Source organism: Flavobacterium sp. 22659 (assembly GCF_052044235.1).
GTDB classification, from domain to species: Bacteria; Bacteroidota; Bacteroidia; order Flavobacteriales; family Flavobacteriaceae; genus Flavobacterium; species Flavobacterium johnsoniae.
Window position 1 is genome coordinate 15,998 of the sequence record NZ_JBQEMU010000029.1, and the last position, 19,986, is coordinate 35,983.

General features: G+C 32.6%; 15 protein-coding genes. 4 read left to right on the plus strand and 11 right to left on the minus strand.

Annotated features, from left to right (window positions below; translation table 11 throughout):
* Positions 1-91: 91 nt before the first annotated feature.
* The 11 genes from ACTJIW_RS21945 to ACTJIW_RS21995 all read right to left on the minus strand — a co-directional run bounded on the left by ACTJIW_RS21945 (position 92) and on the right by ACTJIW_RS21995 (position 15,946).
* The gene (locus tag ACTJIW_RS21945; protein ID WP_440716560.1) at positions 92-1,084 is read right to left on the minus strand and encodes a hypothetical protein; all 993 of its coding nucleotides are present in this window, start codon (positions 1,082-1,084) and stop codon (positions 92-94) included.
* A 134-nt stretch (positions 1,085-1,218) separates the two neighbouring features.
* A complete protein-coding gene (locus ACTJIW_RS21950; RefSeq protein WP_440716559.1) occupies positions 1,219-1,341 on the minus strand; it encodes a hypothetical protein in 123 nt (40 codons plus the stop codon).
* Between the two features lie 437 nt (positions 1,342-1,778).
* Positions 1,779-2,405, minus strand: a complete 627-nt coding sequence (locus ACTJIW_RS21955; RefSeq protein ID WP_440716558.1) for a hypothetical protein — start codon at positions 2,403-2,405, stop codon at positions 1,779-1,781.
* On the minus strand, positions 2,369-2,677 hold the full coding sequence (locus ACTJIW_RS21960) for a hypothetical protein (protein WP_440716557.1): 309 nt from the start codon (positions 2,675-2,677) through the stop codon (positions 2,369-2,371). The genes ACTJIW_RS21955 and ACTJIW_RS21960 overlap by 37 nt, the downstream gene beginning before the upstream one ends.
* A gap of 434 nt (positions 2,678-3,111) precedes the next feature.
* Complete coding sequence (locus tag ACTJIW_RS21965; protein ID WP_440716556.1) at positions 3,112-3,276, minus strand: hypothetical protein; 165 nt, start codon at positions 3,274-3,276, stop codon at positions 3,112-3,114.
* A gap of 761 nt (positions 3,277-4,037) precedes the next feature.
* Entirely contained in the window at positions 4,038-4,514 is a 477-nt protein-coding gene (locus tag ACTJIW_RS21970; protein WP_440716555.1) for a hypothetical protein, read from the minus strand.
* Positions 4,508-11,050 (minus strand): polymorphic toxin type 23 domain-containing protein, encoded by a 6,543-nt coding sequence (locus ACTJIW_RS21975; protein WP_440716554.1) that lies wholly within the window; start codon positions 11,048-11,050, stop codon positions 4,508-4,510. The genes ACTJIW_RS21970 and ACTJIW_RS21975 overlap by 7 nt, the downstream gene beginning before the upstream one ends.
* 5 nt (positions 11,051-11,055) lie before the next feature.
* Positions 11,056-11,502, minus strand: coding sequence for a T9SS type A sorting domain-containing protein (locus ACTJIW_RS21980; protein ID WP_440716553.1), 447 nt, complete (start codon positions 11,500-11,502; stop codon positions 11,056-11,058).
* 138 nt (positions 11,503-11,640) lie between these two features.
* Positions 11,641-13,491: a glutamine--fructose-6-phosphate transaminase (isomerizing) gene (gene glmS / locus ACTJIW_RS21985; protein WP_433814267.1), complete on the minus strand. Its 1,851-nt coding sequence runs from the start codon at positions 13,489-13,491 to the stop codon at positions 11,641-11,643.
* 9 nt (positions 13,492-13,500) lie between these two features.
* Complete coding sequence (locus ACTJIW_RS21990; RefSeq protein ID WP_012022911.1) at positions 13,501-15,117, minus strand: DUF4270 domain-containing protein; 1,617 nt, start codon at positions 15,115-15,117, stop codon at positions 13,501-13,503.
* A 22-nt stretch (positions 15,118-15,139) separates the two neighbouring features.
* Positions 15,140-15,946 carry a glycogen/starch synthase gene (locus tag ACTJIW_RS21995; RefSeq protein WP_440716552.1) on the minus strand — a complete coding sequence of 269 codons (807 nt, stop codon included), beginning with the start codon at positions 15,944-15,946 and terminating at the stop codon, positions 15,140-15,142.
* Positions 15,947-16,024: 78 nt separating this feature from the next.
* Between ACTJIW_RS21995 and panC the strand changes: the two genes are divergently transcribed.
* From panC to radA, 4 genes are all read left to right on the plus strand, one after another.
* Complete coding sequence (gene panC / locus ACTJIW_RS22000) at positions 16,025-16,903, plus strand: pantoate--beta-alanine ligase (protein WP_012022913.1); 879 nt, start codon at positions 16,025-16,027, stop codon at positions 16,901-16,903.
* A 14-nt stretch (positions 16,904-16,917) separates the two neighbouring features.
* Positions 16,918-17,268, plus strand: coding sequence for an aspartate 1-decarboxylase (panD, locus tag ACTJIW_RS22005; RefSeq protein WP_008465481.1), 351 nt, complete (start codon positions 16,918-16,920; stop codon positions 17,266-17,268).
* Between the two features lie 197 nt (positions 17,269-17,465).
* A complete protein-coding gene (locus ACTJIW_RS22010) occupies positions 17,466-18,620 on the plus strand; it encodes an alpha/beta hydrolase (RefSeq protein ID WP_440716551.1) in 1,155 nt (384 codons plus the stop codon).
* Positions 18,620-19,981 carry a DNA repair protein RadA gene (radA, locus tag ACTJIW_RS22015; protein WP_012022915.1) on the plus strand — a complete coding sequence of 454 codons (1,362 nt, stop codon included), beginning with the start codon at positions 18,620-18,622 and terminating at the stop codon, positions 19,979-19,981. The genes ACTJIW_RS22010 and radA overlap by 1 nt, the downstream gene beginning before the upstream one ends.
* Positions 19,982-19,986 lie beyond the last annotated feature (5 nt).

Sequence of the window (19,986 nt, forward strand, 5' to 3'; positions counted from 1 at the left end):
ATCAATAAAAATACATGATCTAGAAAAAAATTTGACAATAAAAAAAAGCGAGACCTAAATCTCGCTTTTTTAACATTCTTAAGCTTTTAACTTACTTGGACTTTACTTCTACTTTATCTAATCTTTCTCTTAAATCGATAATTTGTTTGTGTTGTTCAATCATATATAAAGTCATTTCTTCAATTTTTTTAAGCAGACTCATGTTCATTTCTGCCAACATCAAACCATCATTTTCAATTTCCTGAGCTGATGGTATTTCAGGTAAATGATTATTTTTCTTGATATACTCTTCCACTTCATTTAACGATTTCAATTTATAATCATTTGTAAAAACGTAATCAGGGACTACTCCTGCTTTAACGGTTACTTTTACCTCTTGAGCATGAATATTTCCTGCAACTGTAAGTTTAGAATCTGGTTTTGTTGTACCAATACCAACATTACCTGTTAATCCCGCAATTGAAAAATAGGGTTTTAAAATAACATCAGCTGTATTTTTTGCAGAAATAGTAAACAATCCAGGATAAGAAGACGCTTCAGGAAAAACTAAATTCAAATTGTTAAGTGTAAAATTATCCATATAGAAACCACACTTGGTTCCAGATAATTCAGAAGTTGAATCATCATTATATATAAGCAGCTTTGCTCCTTTGACTCCATATCCAGATCCTAAATCTAGTCTAGAATTAGGACTAGATGTTCCTATACCAACATTACCTTTGATTAATTGATTTCCAACATAATTGTTAGATCCTGTTGTTGCTAATTCAATCCAAGGATTCCATTTTCCTTGCCCAGTATTAAAATCTCCGTTTCTTGTCCTAAAAGAAATATGATTACCACCTGCAGGTCCGTAATCGGCATTAATTTGACAGTCATACCTATTATCAAATCCACCAAAACTTATTAATGCACCGTTCCAAGGTGTCCCGGCCGAAGCATATGAAAAAGTATAACCTCCTTTAAAAGTATCAGCTAATCCCGTTTCTCGTATACTATGTATTTGATTTAAAGTTTGTGCTTTTGCAATCATTGTTATTAACAATCCTATAAGAATCGATATTGTCAACTTATTTAATTTCATTTATATATATTTAATTTCTAATTTTCCTAAACGCCTCGCTAATTCATTAGACTTTTATCTTCAATTCTATAAAGTATCATTCCTTCAATCTTTTGAGGCGGTTTAACATTCATTCCACCAGATTAATTCCATTTTTAAACTTCTACTTCATTTAAAATGTTCTGTAAATATCCCTTTTCAGCAATATACTTTTCAACTTCTTCAAGCGTTGGTAATTCGTAATCTTTTTTGAAAACAAAATCTGAGCTGTCATTCATTTCAACTTTTACTTCTTTACAATGGATTGTACCGTTTACATCGAGCTTTTTGGTGGGTTTGTTACAACTATACCGATATCACCGGAACATGTAATTTTCATTTGAAACAGCTGTAAAGAGATTCCATTTACTTGATGTATAGAAAGCAAGATATGTTTGACCACAATTATCGTCATTCCATGCCTGCAATAATTTTATAGCCCCTACATAAGCGCTATATTACAATGTTTATAAAAATTAATTGCACATGACATTTCAGTATTTACCATAGCTTCAGTATTTTTCTAGACCCAATAGTTAATATTGTAGCCTAATCGGTAACTTCTAACTACTTCTCGGATTTTACTGTGTCATAACTATATTTTCACTATTAACAGGAAAAACACCTTGAACAAATTAATATAGTAAACTAATGCCAAATAAACACAACAATTCTTCTAGTAGTTCTGTAATTGTTTTAATTTTAAAATATCCTTTTTTATAATTTCATTTTCTTTTTTTAACTCAATAATGTAAAGGGTCAATTCCTCGATTTTCTGCAACAACTTGGCGTTAATCTCACCAAGATTAATTCCGTTTTTCAAAACCTCTTCTTCACTTGGAATGTTTTCTAAATGCCCTTTTTCAATAATATGCTTTTCTACTTCTTCTAAAGTTGGCAAAATATAATCTTTTTTAAATACAAAATCTGACCATCCATCCATGTCGACTTTAACTTCTTGTGAATGAATTGCACCGTTTACATCTAGTTTATTTTTTGGATTTGTGATGCCTATCCCAATATTGCCATTCCGTAAAATACGAATCAAGCCATTACTATAACCATAACTCGCTGCTTTTATATCTGTAAAATCGCCTGTTTCCGCAGTATATCCAGTTTCAATTATTGAAGTATTTTGCCAGGCAGAATTTCCAACAGATAATTTAACACCATGATTGTTTCCTACTGACAAAAGTGAGGTTAATTGATAAACATCTACAGATAAAGCTCCAAATATATTTTGGTTCCCAACAAATTTATTATCTCCTAATGTGGTTGGTATTTCATTCCAGGCATTCCACACATTATAGTCTCCATTTTTAGTTCGAAAAGAAATCGGTTCAATCCGTAATCTGTACTTATTTGACAATCGTAATTGTTTCCAGCACCTCCAAAACTAATTAATGCTCCATTCCATGGAGTTCCGGCTTTTGAATATGAGAATGTATATCCTCCCTTAAAATTATCTGCAGCGCCAGGAGTATCTAAAACATAGGTTGGATTTAGAGTTTGTGACTTTACATTTGTAATTATTAAAGACATAATAAATGCCAATAAAGCAATCTTTCTATTCATTTTCTTATTCACTTAATGTTTTCTTAATTTCTAATATTTTTTAAGCCCTAATTATCATTTCAATTTATTCTGAAATTATTATTACGAGCTATATTAAATAATATTCCGACCAAAACAAAATCCGCAAGTAATATTGTTGTGATTATAATTTTTTGCTTTTCTGATACTCGATACTGTACTACTCAATTATAATTTCTTTTTCTCATTAAAAAATCAATAATTAATAAGGGGCAAACGAAAAATGATCTTACAGAAAAAATTGAAGAATGATAACTTCAACATTGATCATAAAAATAGTTGATATGATGATTCTTGGAAAAATTTCCAGTACCCACCTTATCTTGATAGGGTATCCAAAATATTATGAAACCCTTTAAAACTGTAATTCGAAGATAATAAGTAAGAATTATTAACCTGTTTTTGGCATAACTCGTCTAAAAATTAATCTTTATACCTTCTTTTATAAAAGCATCAAAATCTTCATCATTTTTAATTGGATAATCTCCTAACAAAAGACTTTTTTGAGGATCATTTTTATTATAAGCTACAACAAACTTGTCATTTACATTAGGCGAAGAAGGAAGTTTATAAAACAACATATCATAATTATTCATATAACGAATACCACCGACAGTATAAGAATATGTAATTGAACTTCTACCAACATTATGACCAATTGTTCCTCTTATTAAAATATACTTCTACAGTGCCAACCGAATAATCATACTCTCCTATGGAATTTTCAGCCTTAAATTTATTCATTTTATTTGCGACTAATAGCAAAATTAAACTAACAATGAAAATAATAATATGATATTTTCTATCCATGACATTAACCTTTATATTATTTGCTCCTACTCTATATCCCTTATAATCAAAAGTCAACACACCCAACCTAAAAGAAAAATCTTTCGTCAACAAAGCCCCGTGGATATTTTCTACCTTAAGAATCTATAGGGTAGGTGATATTTCTGGATATTCAGTGTAATCATAATCACTTGAATAAACTCGTCTTCCTGTAAATAGATTAAATCCTGCAGAAAAATTTCCGATACTTCATTCGAAAATCTCCAGAATGAAAACCAATTGCCCCTGTTCTTTGAGTAAAATCCCACTCCAAAAATTAGTTCCCAAACTAACTCCTGTCTTACCATCATCATAAGCTGCTAAAATAGATTTTCGAACTTCTAATCCATTTTTACCAAAACCGTTATAATTACCTATTGCTCATTATGTCTACTCCACCTAAAAACTAAAATTACCACTATTATAAGCCGCTGAAATACTTGCTCCAATACCATAGCATTTTCCAAAATAATTGAGGAAGAAAACTAAAGCCTTATTTACCAAATCAATTATCCTATTCTTGTTTTATATATATCTGTTTATCATTAAAAACAGTAAGCATAATAGTATCATTTTTTATTGTGCCTTTACTAATTTTTTTAACAAAATAATTAGTTCTTCCACCACTGGAAGGATAAAAACTTTCTATTTTTAAAATATTGCCTTCCAACAAAAACTTACCACCGTAATAAACAGAATTCTTATTTTTTTTATTCCAAAAATATTCCTTTGATCTTAATTCAAATGTCCCATCATTATGAAATATCAAAATATCAGGATTTATATTTAGATATAAATCATCTACTAATTCGACATAATAATGGTTTGTATCAATTACTTTAGAATTTTCTTCTGTCATTTTTTTATTAAAAACAAATAATTCATTATTTACAATCACCTCTCCATTTATATCCTTTTTTAGATTGTAATAATTGACACACGATGTAAACTGAATTAAAAACATTAACATCATTATTTTTTTTCTTACCATGTTGTAAAAATATTAGAAGTTCTATATTGGGAATATCCCCCCCAGTTACCACTTTGCATCTCAAACATTCGTTGACTTGCAATAAAAGTACCATGAATAGCAACATTTTGAATTGCGTGTCTTATCCATTCGCTATTCGTTCCAATCCTATAATCTTTATACCCAAAATAAGCTGCTCCTAATCTATAAGGAGTTCCTTTTTCATTAACTAATCCATTTTTATAATGTTCTCCATACTTTCCGCTTTTATATGGACCTATTTCTCCCTTATTACCATCCCAATTCCCTGATTTTTCGTTCTTATAACTTTGAGAGTCTCTTTGACCTGTAAACAAATTGAATCCAGTAGAAAAATTACCTACACTTAAAGACAATGCAGCTGTTCGATATTGATCATTTCCATCACCAGATATTCCTGAAAAAGGTTTTCCATCATTTTCATAAAGAGCATTGAAATCTCCAAAATGTAATCCTAAAGTACCTGTTTGTTGCTTAAAATCGCCACTCCAAGAATTAGACCCAAAACTAACTCCAGTTTTACCATCATCATAAGATACAAGAATCGATTTTCTAACTTCTAATCCATTTTTACCAAAATTATTGTAGTTGCTGTTACTCATTATTCCAACTCCTCCAGAAAAACTAAAATCACCTGTATTATAAGTTGCTGACACACTTGCTCCAATACCCATTGTATTTCCAAAAGCGATTGAAGGAGAAATATTAAAACTCCAGTCACCAACTTTAACTCCATACGCAGGTGTCATAGCAGATACAAATCCCATCGCTACAGCATTACCAACTGAAGAACCAATAAGGCTTGCAGGATTTAAACCACCTGTAATTCCTCCTATAACAGCTCCTCCTAATATTGACGTTCCAAACTTACCCCAGCTCCAATCTCCTGTCTGAATCGCTTGCACAACATAACTTGTACCTCCTATTATAGCTCCAATCAGTGCACCAACAGCAACTGCCGCCCATGCAAATTCCCCACTAGAATCTGTATATTTTAAAGGATTGTTTAAAACATAACCGTATCTATTATAATTCTGAGTATTAAAAAGATCCTGCACAAAATTATCTGGCTGTAAAAAACGATGCAGTTTTGGATCGTAAATCCGACCGTTCATATTTATAAGCCCTATACCCTGCAAATGTTCGTGACCAGTATAACCACGATCTAAAATAGTAAGACCTGCGAGTGTATTTCCTGCACCATCCTGCACACTTACAATAGCGCCCCAAGCATCAAATAATCGTTTTTCTAATATCGCTCCATTTACATCTGCAATAGACAAAATACTTCCTTGATAATCCCTTTGTAAATATAAATAATTCTGAGTCGTGCCATTGCTTTTTACTACTATTGGAGCACTGTAACCATCTCCGCCAATATAGGTTATAAATTCGAAAACTCCTGTTGCAATATTATGCTTAATCTCCATTGTTCCGTCAGCAGCATAATATTTACGTAGTGGTCTCTGAAGTTTATCATCTTGCAAACCTCCATAAAACATTGCAGTGCGATTATTCGAATCATTATAATTAAAACTTATTTTGTCTATTCCTGTTTCTTCAATTTGTACTGGGCTTTTAAAAGTATTATAACTAATAATTTGTGTCGGTTTTGTTGTATAATAGGTTAATGCTTCTGGAGTAACTGTTATTGAGTTATTTTGATACGGTTTATCTTTTATAGTATATCCATAGGTACCCAAGTTATTTTGCGTAATCCTGCCCTGATCGTCATACAATTGTTTTTCCTGCTCACCTTTAACATTTGTAAATTCTGTTAAACGGTCTTGTGCGTCGTATTTAAAGTTTTCGTTTCTACCAAATAGACTATTACTTCTGCTACTGAGATTTCCACGTTTAGCATCAAAAAGAGTGTTTAAAGTCAAAATATTAGCAGAATTAGAAATTCTATCGTACTTAAACAGCGCTGTTAAACCATAAATGTCATAATCACGGGTTATTGCCACTGGTCCGCTTTGGGCTGTGCGCAATTGTCCTCTCGCATTTACAGTATTCACCTGCCATAAAACAGCACTTGTTAAGTTGTCCAATATTTGCCAATGCGAGCCATTTTTATAAACATTTTTAATTGTCTTGCTGCTTGATTTTCCTCCAGTAACAGCAGTAGAAGTTTCAAGTTCTACTCTTCCAAAAGCATCGTAACTTACCGTTTTTGTAAAACTTGCAAAAGGGGTTGTTTCAACAGAGCTGCTAACTCGCTTATAGTTATCATAAGTATACTCATTAATAATAGCATTTGTTCCATTACTTAAATCTTCAAACTTAGAATTTAAAAGCAATTTGGAAGACGAATCATATGCGTATGTTGTCTTTGAATTTGTATTAGTTCCTGAGACTGTCTTTTGAATTATTTTTCCAACACCATCAAGAGTATACACAGTAGTTCCATTTGGAGTGGTTTCTGATAACGTTTCACCAAAACCATTATAACTATATGTGTATGTTCCTGCTGATGCATCTACAAGTTTTATTTTCCTGCCCCAGCCGTCTTGTTCTATAGTGGTATTAATACCATTGTAATTTGATGATTTTAGATTTCCATTCGCAAAATATGCATAAGTAACAGTTCCTCCAGGGCTATCGGTCATAGAGACAATATTGCCCATTGCATTTTTTTTCGAAATTTTTGATTTCACTCCATCACTTACAGTTGTCGTTAAACCTGAATAAGAAATATCGGTTGTTTTTCCTGTAAAATATTGATTTTGAATTACTCTGCCATATTCATCATAATTAGTCACATTCCATTGTGTAGGCGATGCCCCAAAATAAGGCTCACTTACTTTATAATTTCTGTCATAAATATCGTATTCATATGAAATAAATGAGAAAGAACCATTAATATCTTTTATTCCAGATTTAGTTTTTCTTCCTAAACTATCAAAAGTTTCTTCGCTTGCACTGCCATCATCAGCAATGATCGAAATAATTGTCTGTTCATTGTTTTTAGCGTAAGTGCAACTGCTGCTTTTCCCTAAATAATCTGTAGTTTTTATTTTTTTGAACCATGAATCATAATCATATGATGTCTTTAACCCAAATGGATTTGTTTCGTTTTTCAATAGCCCATTGCTTAGATTATACTCATAAACCGTGGATAATCCTTCAATATCTTTACTTGTCGTTAAAAAACGCCCTGAAGCATCGTAAACATAACTGGTTGTCCTCGGAGTTAAACCTGCTGCCGTTATGGTTTTCGTAGTAATATTACCAAAAGCGTCATATATATTATCCTCAACAATATAATTTGTATTTGTTCCCTTTTTTTTAATTTGTGTTAATAAGCTGTTTTTATAAAAATACAACTCCTCAGATGTCATTACATCACCTGAGACGGTAACACTTTGGTTTTTAGAAGAAGGTCTTCCAATTACATATGGAGAAGAGGAAGGGGCTTCATAACCAATATTCGAAACTGTAGTTTGAACAGTAATTCCTGATTCTTTTAATAGTATGACAGATTTTACAATATTATTATAATTATCATAGTCATTAGTAGTTTCAGTACTTGTATTTTCTAAGTTATTAAATTGTTTAGTCTTATTATTTTTAATTTTAAAAACTTTGTTAGATTGCAACTCACTTTCATAAGCCAACAATGATTTAGTTATAAAATTTGAAGGTGTATTAATCGATGTTCCTGTGTTGGCATCTTCATTTATCTTAGCCGAAAATGTACTTCCGGACTTAATCCATGTATCAGGTTTTAAAATTATGCTTTGAGTTGCTGCTAAACTTTCAGTTCCTACTACATTATAACCATTATCTTTCACTATAGTATTTGGGATACTAATAGTACTAGGATTATATCTTAAAGGTGAATGCAAACCTAGCACCGTATAATTTTCTACATTGGCCCCTCTTAAATTAGTGTCAAATTTCGAAACTGTAGAAATTATTTGGGAATCGCTTTGGTACCAATTTGTTTTTGATGTAGAACGAAATCCTAAGAAGCCAAGTCCTTCTGTATTTAAAACAGCTTCTGCATAAAAATAACGTTGCTTTTTAGATATCTCTTTACTTTGTTTTTCTAACATAGAGACCATCTTAAAACCTTGCGAAATTACAATATCTGTGTTAGGAAACACTTCTGCTAATGCCGAAGGTGTATAAAAAGGTTCATAAGGGTCTTGCTTTAAAGACTTATAACTTATAATTTCTTTTACTTTATTACCATTGGTAATTCCTTTCAGCAAGACATCTTCACGATTATCTTTTGGACTTTTAAAAGATTTAATCATGTTATCAAAAATTAAACTGTATTCTAAATTTTGATTTACCTGATTATGATTAGTAAAAATTGGAATAGAATTTCTTGCTATTCCAGCAAACTCCTCTGGAGCATCAATACCAGAAAACTTGACCTCATTATCAGTCACTTTTATATTTTCATATAAAATCAATTTCGTTACTATTGCTGATCCTGTTTTCCCAAAAAAACCATCTTGGGCAGCTGTTAAATTTTGTTGATATAAAATATCTGTTTTTCCATCTCCATTATAATCATTCGCTATATAAGTACTTTCTTTTAAACTATACGGATACCTTTCAACACCATCATTCCCTTTAACTTGATAATAACCTACATTTCCATATTCATAAAGCAACCCAATAGCCGAGTTTATTTTTTTAAATGATGTACCTGTAGCAAGATAAAAATTCCAACTATCTTTATTCAGTTCGTTAGGTATAACAAAATCAATCTTTCCATCTCCATTATAGTCTCCCAATAAAATTGGTCGATCTAGAGCTATACCTGAATCTGTTATTTTATTTTCATACAATAAGGTCAATTTATTGTCTTTGTTTAAAGCATATACTTTTATAAAACCAGATTCAAATATATATATATCAGACTTTCCGTCACCATTGAAATCAGCTATATAGATTTTTGTACCATTACCAACGCTCATAATAATATTTCCAATATTATTAGGTTCAGTAGAAGTAAGTCTTCTATCTAAATTAAAAAGGTGAACTGTACCTCCTTGATATAAAGGCCTTTGATATTCTGTTGTACGGTTTCCATAATTACAAACTGTAATATCATAGTAAAAACTTTTTTCAATTCCGATCACATCTGTAAGCCCATCTCCATTAAAATCTCCACTATAAAAATCAACAGGAATATTCTCTAACACTACTCCTTTATAATCATTTGGATTACAATAAGACCAGTTAGATGCTTTTGTCACTGTTTTGTTAAAATTGAACTGCTTTTCATAATATTTGGCAGTAGCTGTAGTCGAGCCAGAGCCATGTAGGGAAATGATACAATTTTCATCCGTTCTTTTTACAACTGCCCATCCTTGTGGCAGCAATTTATTATCTAAATTTAAAAAAGCTGCTGGAAAAATATTTTCGAACGTTCCCACATAATCCTGTTTCCCTGTATTAATTTTTCCAGAAACAATATTAGAAAATAAAGTATATTTATCTTTCAATCCCGCAATTTTCGAATATAAAAGAATATCTATTTTTCCGTCATTATCAAAATCACCTGAGATATAATCACTATTCAAATTAGTTATTCCAGACATTCCTAGCGTGGCATCAATATTTGCTTTTAATGGAGTCTGACTAGCTGTATCATCATAACTAAAAGTAGTAGGATTATAGCTTTTTGCATTATCGCCACTTTTTTCTGTCAGTGTCTTTAATCGCTGATAACCTAGAGATGTTTCCTCCTGTCCCAAAACATAATTTCTAAAACCGATTCCATTACCTAGAACATTGATCTCTTTGAGAATTGTATTTCTAATAACGCTTAAACCTCCTATATAAGAATGTTCCACGCGTTTTCTTGTATCATATTTAAATTTAATTTCATTTATTGGCGTTGTAGTTGCAACGCTTCCATACTTAATAGAGGATATGTCCAATATATTATTTACTGCAGAATAAACATAACTAATTCTTATCCCTTGCGGATTTTCCCAATACGTTATTGCCCAATCTGTTACAGATCTAGAATCTGTAGAATTACCATAATAAGCCTTTGAACCATCTGGGTATTCTACTAAAAAATAAGCAGGGCCATAATCTGCTCCGGATGGATGAACTCCAAAAGAAGTGATTTTTATATTAGAAAAACTTTCCGTTTCATAGATTGTTCCATTTCCACCGTACGCTCCAGATGTGCCATTTTTCACGATTAAACGCTGTCCATCTAGAGCAAATCGATCCAAAGCATTAAAATCTATCGCATCTATTATACCGTCATGAAATTTTGTCGAAGGAATTCTAGAGATTGTAGACACGCCTGAGATATTCCAGCCATAACCTGCCACACCATTTCCTCCTTGACTATTGTATACCAAACTAATTTGCGGTACAACTCCATTAATACCCGGAGCAACCGCAATAGGAATTTTATAATTGGCTGCACCTGAAAGAGAGACTGATAATTCCCCCTCTGTTACTCCCACTTCCGTTGATTGTCCAAAACCAAATAAACCAACTAATAAAAACAATAGGCTAATATAAAACTTCTTCATACGAACTACTTTTTAATAATTTTAATAGACTTTTCGCCACCGTCTTTATAAGAAAGCAAAACCAGATAAACCCCGGTAGGATATTGTTGAAAAGGAATGTTTAAATTATTTGCACTATCACCAATCTGGAAAGTTCGCAACACTTGGCCTGTCATAGAATAAACATGTACTGAAGTCACATAATTATCATTTCCCAACTCCCACTGTAAATACAATTCTTCTCTTACTGGATTTGGATAGTAGGAAATAATATCTTCTGAAGAGAATTTTTCTAAATCATTTTCGGTTAAAGCTTCTGGTTCTACAATTTCTTTTACAGATTTGCCCAAACAATTAATACATAATGTTCTCGTAATCTGATTTCCTGCTTGATCGTAGCCAAAGTTGAGTTTAGTTTGAGCGATTGAAAAAAAAGAATAATGAAGAAAAACAAGGAGTAAAAATCTTTGCATAACATAAAAATTTAATATATTTCCTACAAACATATAAAATAATTATATTCTTACAAATTTTATGTGAATTTTAACAAAAGGACAAAAAAAAAGCGAGACCTAAATCTCGCTTTTTTAACACTAATGATATTTTAAAATCTATTCTACCGTAACTGATTTTGCTAAGTTACGAGGCTGATCTACATTACAACCTCTCATAACTGCAATATAGTAAGACAGCAATTGTAACGGAATTGTAGTAATAAGTGGAGACAATGCATCTGAAGTTTCTGGAATTTCAATTACATAATCTGCCAATTCACGAACCTGAATATCTCCTTTAGTAACAACAGCAATAATTTTTCCGCTTCGTGATTTAATTTCCTGAATGTTACTTACAATTTTATCATAATGACCTTGTTTTGGTGCAATTACAATAACCGGCATTTGCTCATCAATTAAAGCAATTGGTCCATGTTTCATTTCTGCAGCCGGATAACCTTCTGCATGAATATATGAAATCTCTTTAAGTTTTAATGCTCCTTCTAATGCTACCGGAAAGTTATAACCTCTACCTAAATAAAGACAGTTAGGCGCATCTTTAAATTTAGCCGCAATTTCTTTTGCTCTGTCGTTAGTTTCTAAAGCCTCTAATACTTTTTCAGGAATTAATTCTAATTCTTGTAAATAAGCATGGAAATCAGGGCTTGACAAAGTTCCTTTTGCTTTTCCTAATCTCAAAGCAATCATGGTTAAAACCGTGATTTGAGTAGTAAATGCTTTTGTAGAAGCTACTCCAATCTCTGGTCCAGCGTGTGTATAAGCACCTGCATGGCTTTCTCTTGAAATAGACGAACCTACAACATTACAAACTCCAAACACAAAAGCACCATTTTCTTTAGCTAATTTAATAGCTGCCATAGTATCTGCCGTTTCTCCAGATTGAGAAATTGCAATTACCACATCATCTTTATTAATGATAGGATTTCTGTATCTAAACTCAGACGCATATTCTACTTCAACAGGAATACGTGTAAACTCTTCAAAGATATACTCAGCAACTAGACCAGCATGCCATGAAGTTCCACAAGCAACAATCAAAATACGCTTTGCGTTTAAGAATTTTTCAAGATTATCTTCTACACCAGCCATCTGAACAATTCCTTCATTTGGATGAAGTCTTCCTCTGTATGTATCTTTAATAACACTAGGCTGTTCGTAAATTTCTTTTAGCATGAAATGATCATAACCTCCTTTTTCAATCTGCTCCAAATTCAATTGAAGTTCCTGAATATAAGGATCAACTAAAGAGTCATCTTTAATTTTTCTAATTTTAAGAGGTTTGTGCAATCTAATGTTTGCCATTTCACCATCTTCTAAGTATACAGCATTTGAAGTATATTCAATAAATGGAGATGCATCAGAAGCAATGAAGTATTCACCTTCACCCACTCCAATTGCCAACGGACTTCCTAATCGTGCCGCAACAATTTCATTTGGATTTTTTTTGTCAAAAACAGCAATTGCATACGCACCTACAACCTGATTTAAAGCAATCTGAACAGCTTTACCAAGTTTTATGTTTTCTTTTTTCTGAACTTCTTCAATCAGGTTTATTAAAACCTCAGTATCTGTATCAGATTTAAAAGTGTAACCGCGTTTAATTAACTCTTCTTTCAGCGGTGCATAATTTTCTATAATTCCGTTGTGAATAATTACCAAATCTCCAGAATTTGAAAGATGTGGATGGGAGTTCACATCATTTGGCACTCCGTGGGTTGCCCAGCGGGTATGTCCAATTCCAATATTTCCGTTTATGGTAAATCCTTCTTGTGCTTTAGCTTCAAGATCTAAAACTTTTCCTTTCGTTTTACAAACTTTTATGCCCGATTCGTCATCGTATAACATAACGCCGGCACTATCATACCCTCTGTACTCAAGACGCTTTAATCCTTTTATTACAATAGGATAAGCCTCTCGGTGACCGATATATCCAACAATTCCACACATATATATTTATTAATTTGGTTTCGTGTAGTAAACCTCAAGCCTTAATCTTTTATCATCTGGAACAGAAGCTTTTCCGCCATACAAAATTGTACCCAGCGGATTCATGATTGATGCTCTCGGTACTTGCGAAAAGTACTCGTTTGGCTGAAGTACAATTCTATTTTCCAGAAAATTAGAAGTCGTAATACCAATACTTTCTGTAACAACCAATCCTAAATTGACATTTTTGGCTGTTTTATCTTTTATTAGATTTCTAATATATTCTGTAATTCTTATTTTATACGTTTTACCTCTCTTGTTATCTCCAAGATTAATCAATCCTCCAAAAACATATTTAGCCCCTTTAGTATCACCCACCGTTAAACTAGTAGTTTGATCTGCATAATAATCGGCTAAAGGCACATTATTAGTTAAATCGTATAAATAAACTCTTTTAGGTTCATCAGCTCCTGTCATCAAATCAGAGTCAATATTAAAAATCAGGTTAGCCTCGTTAACTTTCCAGTTTTTAGCTCTGATATCATCAAGTTTAGAAGCAAAATCATTAAGCTTAATAACTGCTGCAGATCCCTGGCCGCCTTTTATATACAACCTTTCATCGCCTTCTGTTTTATTTACATTTGATGAACTTATAGCACCTGAATAACCGGCACTTTTAGCATCTTGCAGTAAATTTGCAGTACCTCCTGAACTTGTTGGATTTACCAAATTAATTACTATTGTTCTTTCTTCTGTAGTTTCAGGAGCATCAGTTGTAATATCGGTTTTTGCTTTGTAAGTAATTGTAATTTTTCCTTTTGAAAAATCCATCAAAGCCATATTACTTGGACTGCCATCAGCTTTTTCAACTTTAAAATACAATCCTCTAAAGTATTCCTGAAAAACATCAGTACTCGCTATTTTAGACGCAGGTGCTTTTAAAATTTTGTCCTGAAAAAAAGCGCTATTTAAATTCAAACGCATTTCTGGAGCTGTATAAGTAGTCGTTTCTTTATCGTTACTATCTTTAGTTACGGTTTTATATTCTTCAGAACTAAAAAAGAACTGGTCATTTTGAAACGGTTTAGTTAAATCATCATTTAAGCGTGTTCCAACTTTAGCCTGATCAAAAGTAGAATTTTGCGAAGTATAATAATACTGAGGCAGCTCTGTACCATTACTTGGGAAAGAACTTCTCATTTGATACCCTGACTCATAAACACTTAACTTTAACTTTCCGTTTGCAGGACCGTAAATAGAATCTAATTCATAAGTATGGCTTCCATCTGTATTATTTGCCGTTACGTGGCTGAAATAAGGAATACTTAATACCGCACTTTCTATAACAGGATCTTCTCCAATACTTGGTGCGTAAGCTACAAGCGCAACTTGTGTTACATAGTTAGCTGTTGTTTCTCCAAAAACAGGATTACTATAAATACCTAAAGCACTTGTTGGCAACACATTTGACTGCACTGAAGTAACTTCTTGATTATAAGACAAAACATCATATTTTTCAGACTCAAGTCCAAAATGATCATCACCAATTAAATCACCGCCAATCGCATTAAAATCTTTATCGCATGAATAGAGAAAAACAGCAGTTGCTGCTAATAGAATTTTCTTAATAAAAGAAGTATTGTACATATTAAATAATCAAAATTAAATTTTAAAGACCAAACGTTCTGTAGAAATTTGTATACGCTTCAGCGAATGCATCTTTCGTGGCGAAAGGTAAAAAAGGTTTTCCTGAAGATTCTATAAATTTTGTTAAACTTGGGGAAACATTTGGCGATGCTATAACAACACCATCTGAATGCAATATGCTGGCTTTTAAAATATTTTCGTAGTTTGGTGTTTCAAGATCAGAAATTGAGTCGTGCGGAACACCATCAAATTTAACCTTATTGATCATCTCCATGTCTAAATTTTCATCAAAAGACTGACCGTAAACCGAAGTGATAATTTTAGTATCATTAAACAAAGCTTCATTTTTATAATAATGCTTCATATAAATTGGCAGCATAGCAGCAAGCCATCCGTGAACATGAATAATATCCGGAACCCAGTTTAATTTTTTTACGGTTTCAACAACTCCCTTTGCAAAAAATATAGCGCGTTCATCGTTATCCGGATACAAAGCACCTTCTTCATCTGCAAAAGTTGCCTTGCGTTTAAAATACTCATCGTTGTCAATAAAATAAACCTGAATTCTTTCTTTTGGGATTGAAGCAACTTTGATAATCAATGGCATATCTAAATCATTCACTACCAAATTCATCCCTGAAAGTCTGATCACTTCATGTAATTGATGTCTTCTTTCATTGATATTCCCATATCTTGGCATGAAAATTCTTATCTGACCTCCTTGATCATTAATCATTTTAGGAACGTCGTAAGACATTAAAGAAACCTCATTTTCAGCCAGATACGGCACGACTTCAGATGATACGTATAATATCCTCTTATCTTTCATAATAGTATTTTACTTAATTTTTGGTAATAAAAACGTCGCAAAATTACAAAATTTTATGCAGTTTATAACTAATATATTATGTTTGCACTAAATTTTAATAATACCGCCATGCATATTTTCTACGGTAAAGTAGCTCTGATAGCCTATTTAAAAACTATCAAAACCGCAAATTCAACTATAGGATTTGTACCCACTATGGGAGCTTTACACCAAGGGCATCTGGCTTTAATGCAGCGTTCACTAAAAGAAAATGACGACACTGTTGTAAGTATTTTTGTCAATCCAACTCAGTTTAATAACCCTGAAGATCTTGAAAAATATCCTCGAACTCTTGAAGAAGACGTAAAGAAAATGAGAGGATTAAGTGACAAAATAATTTTATACGCTCCTTCTGTTGAAGATATTTATGAAGGACAGACCGTTTCTCAATCATTTGACTTTGATGGATTAGAAAATCAGATGGAAGGAAAATTCCGTCCAGGACATTTTAACGGAGTTGGAACTATTGTAAAACGCTTATTCGAAATTGTTACTCCAACCAATGCTTATTTTGGCGAAAAAGATTTTCAGCAGCTCCAAATTGTTAAAAAATTAGTCGAAAAAAATAATTTACCAGTCAACATTGTTGGCTGTCCTATTTTTAGAGAAGACAATCTTTTAGCGATGAGTTCTCGTAACGAACGTTTGACTCCCGAAGAAAGAAAAGAAGCTGCAATTATTTACAAAACTTTGACCGAAGCCAAGGAAATATTCCAAAATAGTACACCTGCCGAAACAATTCAGTTTGTAGAAGATGCTTTTAAAGACAATAAAAGATTTGAGCTGGAATATTTCGTAATTGCTGACGAATCTACATTATTATCCATCGATCATAAAATTAAAGACAAAAAGTACCGTGCGTTTATAGCGGTATTTGTTAATTCTATAAGACTGATTGACACCATTTCATTAAATTAAATTACCTTTGCTGCATGCAAATTCAAGTTATAAAATCAAAAATTCATCGAGTAAAAGTTACTGGAGCTGATTTAAATTATATTGGCAGTATTACTATTGATGAAACTTTACTGGAAGCCTCAAACATTATTGAAGGCGAAAAAGTATCTATTGTTAATATTAATAATGGAGAACGCTTTGAAACTTACGCCATAAAAGGAGAAAAAAATTCAGGCGAAATTACACTGAACGGCCCTGCTGCCAGAAAGGTTCAAAAAGACGACATTATTATTATCATTTCGTATGCAACCCTTGATTTTGAAGAAGCTAAAACCTTCAAACCATGGATTATTTTCCCAAATGAAAACGATAATTCGTTAACCTAGATTTTACTCACTACATTCTTACATTACCAGCTTTGTCAAAACTATTTTGCACAAACAAATATCCTTTTGTTCTAATCGAAATATATTTGCGTAAGAATTCATTGCTTTTTTAAAACTCCCAATATCAAAAAAGCAAATAAAGTATTATATTGCCCTCTATTTCCAATACTTTTTAATTCACTGAAATGCCACAAATCATGAAAAAAGTTTACCTGCTGATTACCTTAATTTCTGCTTCTGTTTTTGCTCAGAAAAAATTCGACAACATTAAATCTGAAAAACTAGGAGAAGAAAGAAGAATTACCATTGGGCTTCCTGCTTCTTATGAAGCAAAACCAGACAAAAAATATCCGGTTTTATATTTATTAGATGGAGATTATTTGTTTGATCCGTTTTCTGGAGCTGTAAGTTATGGTTCTTATTGGGATGATATTCCAGAAATGATCATCATAGGAATTCATCAAAATAAAGATGAAGAACGTTATGACGACACAACAATAGATCAAAATACAGGTTTGCCATTCGAAAAAGGAGCAAAATTTTTCGAATTTATAGGAGCTGAATTAGTGCCCTATATTGAAAAAAAATATCGCACATCGCCTTTCAGAATAATTGCAGGCCACGATGTAACAGCAAGTTTTGCTAATTTTTATTTATATAAAGAAAATCCGCTTTTTAGTGCATATATCTGTTTTAGCCCGGAACTTGCTCCAAAAATGGAAGTTAGAATAGCTGAAAAATTTGCCAAAATACAAAAACCAATTTTCTATTATCTTTCTGCCGGCGAAGGAGACATCAAAAAAATCAAAGAGCCGATAGAAAAATTAGACAGCAATATTAAAATCGCAAATAATTCGTTAGTGAATTATAAATATGATGTATTCAAAGGCGCAACGCATTATACAGAAGTTTTACATTCAATTCCAAACGCATTATATCAGATATTTGAAGCTTACAGACCTATAAATTCAGCCGAATACAACAATAAAATTGCAGTTCTTGAAACGGGTTATGCAGATTATCTGGAAAAAAAATACAATATCATGTCTGAAATCTTAGGAGTTCAGATTCCTGTTAGAATGAGTGATTTTAAAGTAATAGAAAACATTATTTTAAAGAAAAATGCTTACGACGAATTAGGAAAGATGGCCGAAATTGGAAATGTAAATTATCCAAAAGCCATGTTAGGCGAATATGAACTAGGATTGATGTACGAAAAAATGGGCGATCCAAAGCATGCATCTAAAAAATATCAGAATGCTTCTCAAATGGAGCCAATTGGAGATTTAAACAAAGATTTGATGTATGAGAAAATCGACGAAATGAATACGCTTGCTAAAAAAAGTAAATAATGTCAAAAGTTAAAACTTCCTTTTTTTGCCAAAATTGCGGCACCCAATATTCTAAATGGCAGGGGCAGTGCAACGCGTGTAAAGAATGGAATACAATTGCTGAAGAAATAATCCAGAAACAAGAAAAAGTCGCCTGGAAAAGCGAACCGACTTCATCAAGTAAAGCACCAAGACCTTTAAAAATAACTGAAATTGATTCGGCGCAGGAAATTCGTATGGATACTACCGACGGCGAATTGAATCGTGTTTTGGGAGGCGGAATTGTTCCGGGATCTTTAACACTTTTAGGCGGCGAACCAGGAATTGGAAAAAGTACACTTTTACTTCAAATCTCGTTAAAATTACCTTATAAAACCTTATATGTTTCTGGCGAAGAAAGCCAGAAACAAATAAAAATGCGTGCCGAAAGAATAACGCCAAACAGCGATAACTGCTATATTTTAACGGAAACCAAAACGCAAAACATTTTTAAACAAATTGAAGCCATTCAGCCTGAAATTGTAATCATCGATTCGATTCAGACTTTACATACAGATTATATTGAATCTACTGCCGGCAGTATTTCTCAAATTAGAGAAACCACTGCCGAATTGATCAAATTTGCTAAAGAAACCAATATTCCGGTTATTTTAATTGGTCATATTACTAAAGACGGAAATATCGCCGGACCAAAAATTCTGGAACACATGGTAGACACCGTTCTTCAGTTTGAAGGTGACAGAAACCATATTTACCGAATTCTGCGTTCGCTGAAAAATCGCTTTGGTTCAACCTCTGAACTGGGAATTTACGAAATGCTTGGAAGCGGTTTGCGAGAAGTCAGCAATCCGTCAGAAATATTAATTTCACACAAGGATGAAGAATTATCAGGAACTGCAATTGCCACAACTCTTGAGGGAATGCGCCCGCTGATGATCGAAATTCAGTCTTTGGTAAGTACCGCTGTTTATGGAACTCCTCAAAGAAGCACAACAGGTTACAATGCCAAACGTCTAAACATGATTTTGGCTGTTTTAGAAAAAAGAGCCGGATTCCGTTTGGGTGCAAAAGACGTTTTCTTAAATGTAACCGGAGGAATTTCTGTAGATGATCCTGCGATTGATCTTGCAGTTGTTGCTGCAATTTTATCATCAAATGAAGATATACCCGTTGGAAAAGGTTTTTGTTTTGCCGGTGAAGTTGGTCTTTCTGGAGAAATTCGTCCTGTAAACCGTGTAGACCAGCGCATTCAGGAAGCCGAAAAATTAGGCTTCGACACGATCTTTGTTTCTAAATACAATAAAATTGCTTTAAAAAATACAGGAATCAAAGTTGAACTTGTAGCAAAAATTGAAGATGTTGCCAGTATCCTTTTTGGTTGATCTCT

Excerpts from the sequence above, each read along its gene's own strand:
- ACTJIW_RS21945 (WP_440716560.1), bottom strand. The coding sequence starts at position 1,084 with ATGAAATTAAATAAGTTGACAATATCGATTCTTATAGGATTGTTAATA.
- ACTJIW_RS21950 (WP_440716559.1), bottom strand. The coding sequence starts at position 1,341 with ATGAATGACAGCTCAGATTTTGTTTTCAAAAAAGATTACGAATTACCA.
- ACTJIW_RS22010 (WP_440716551.1), top strand. The coding sequence starts at position 17,466 with ATGAAAAAAGTTTACCTGCTGATTACCTTAATTTCTGCTTCTGTTTTT.
- radA (WP_012022915.1), top strand. The coding sequence starts at position 18,620 with ATGTCAAAAGTTAAAACTTCCTTTTTTTGCCAAAATTGCGGCACCCAA.
- panD (WP_008465481.1), top strand. The coding sequence starts at position 16,918 with ATGCAAATTCAAGTTATAAAATCAAAAATTCATCGAGTAAAAGTTACT.
- ACTJIW_RS21965 (WP_440716556.1), bottom strand. The coding sequence starts at position 3,276 with ATGTTGTTTTATAAACTTCCTTCTTCGCCTAATGTAAATGACAAGTTT.
- glmS (WP_433814267.1), bottom strand. The coding sequence starts at position 13,491 with ATGTGTGGAATTGTTGGATATATCGGTCACCGAGAGGCTTATCCTATT.
- ACTJIW_RS21960 (WP_440716557.1), bottom strand. The coding sequence starts at position 2,677 with ATGAATAGAAAGATTGCTTTATTGGCATTTATTATGTCTTTAATAATT.
- ACTJIW_RS21970 (WP_440716555.1), bottom strand. The coding sequence starts at position 4,514 with ATGGTAAGAAAAAAAATAATGATGTTAATGTTTTTAATTCAGTTTACA.
- ACTJIW_RS21975 (WP_440716554.1), bottom strand. The coding sequence starts at position 11,050 with ATGAAGAAGTTTTATATTAGCCTATTGTTTTTATTAGTTGGTTTATTT.
- ACTJIW_RS21990 (WP_012022911.1), bottom strand. The coding sequence starts at position 15,117 with ATGTACAATACTTCTTTTATTAAGAAAATTCTATTAGCAGCAACTGCT.
- ACTJIW_RS21980 (WP_440716553.1), bottom strand. The coding sequence starts at position 11,502 with ATGCAAAGATTTTTACTCCTTGTTTTTCTTCATTATTCTTTTTTTTCA.
- panC (WP_012022913.1), top strand. The coding sequence starts at position 16,025 with ATGTTTGCACTAAATTTTAATAATACCGCCATGCATATTTTCTACGGT.
- ACTJIW_RS21995 (WP_440716552.1), bottom strand. The coding sequence starts at position 15,946 with ATGAAAGATAAGAGGATATTATACGTATCATCTGAAGTCGTGCCGTAT.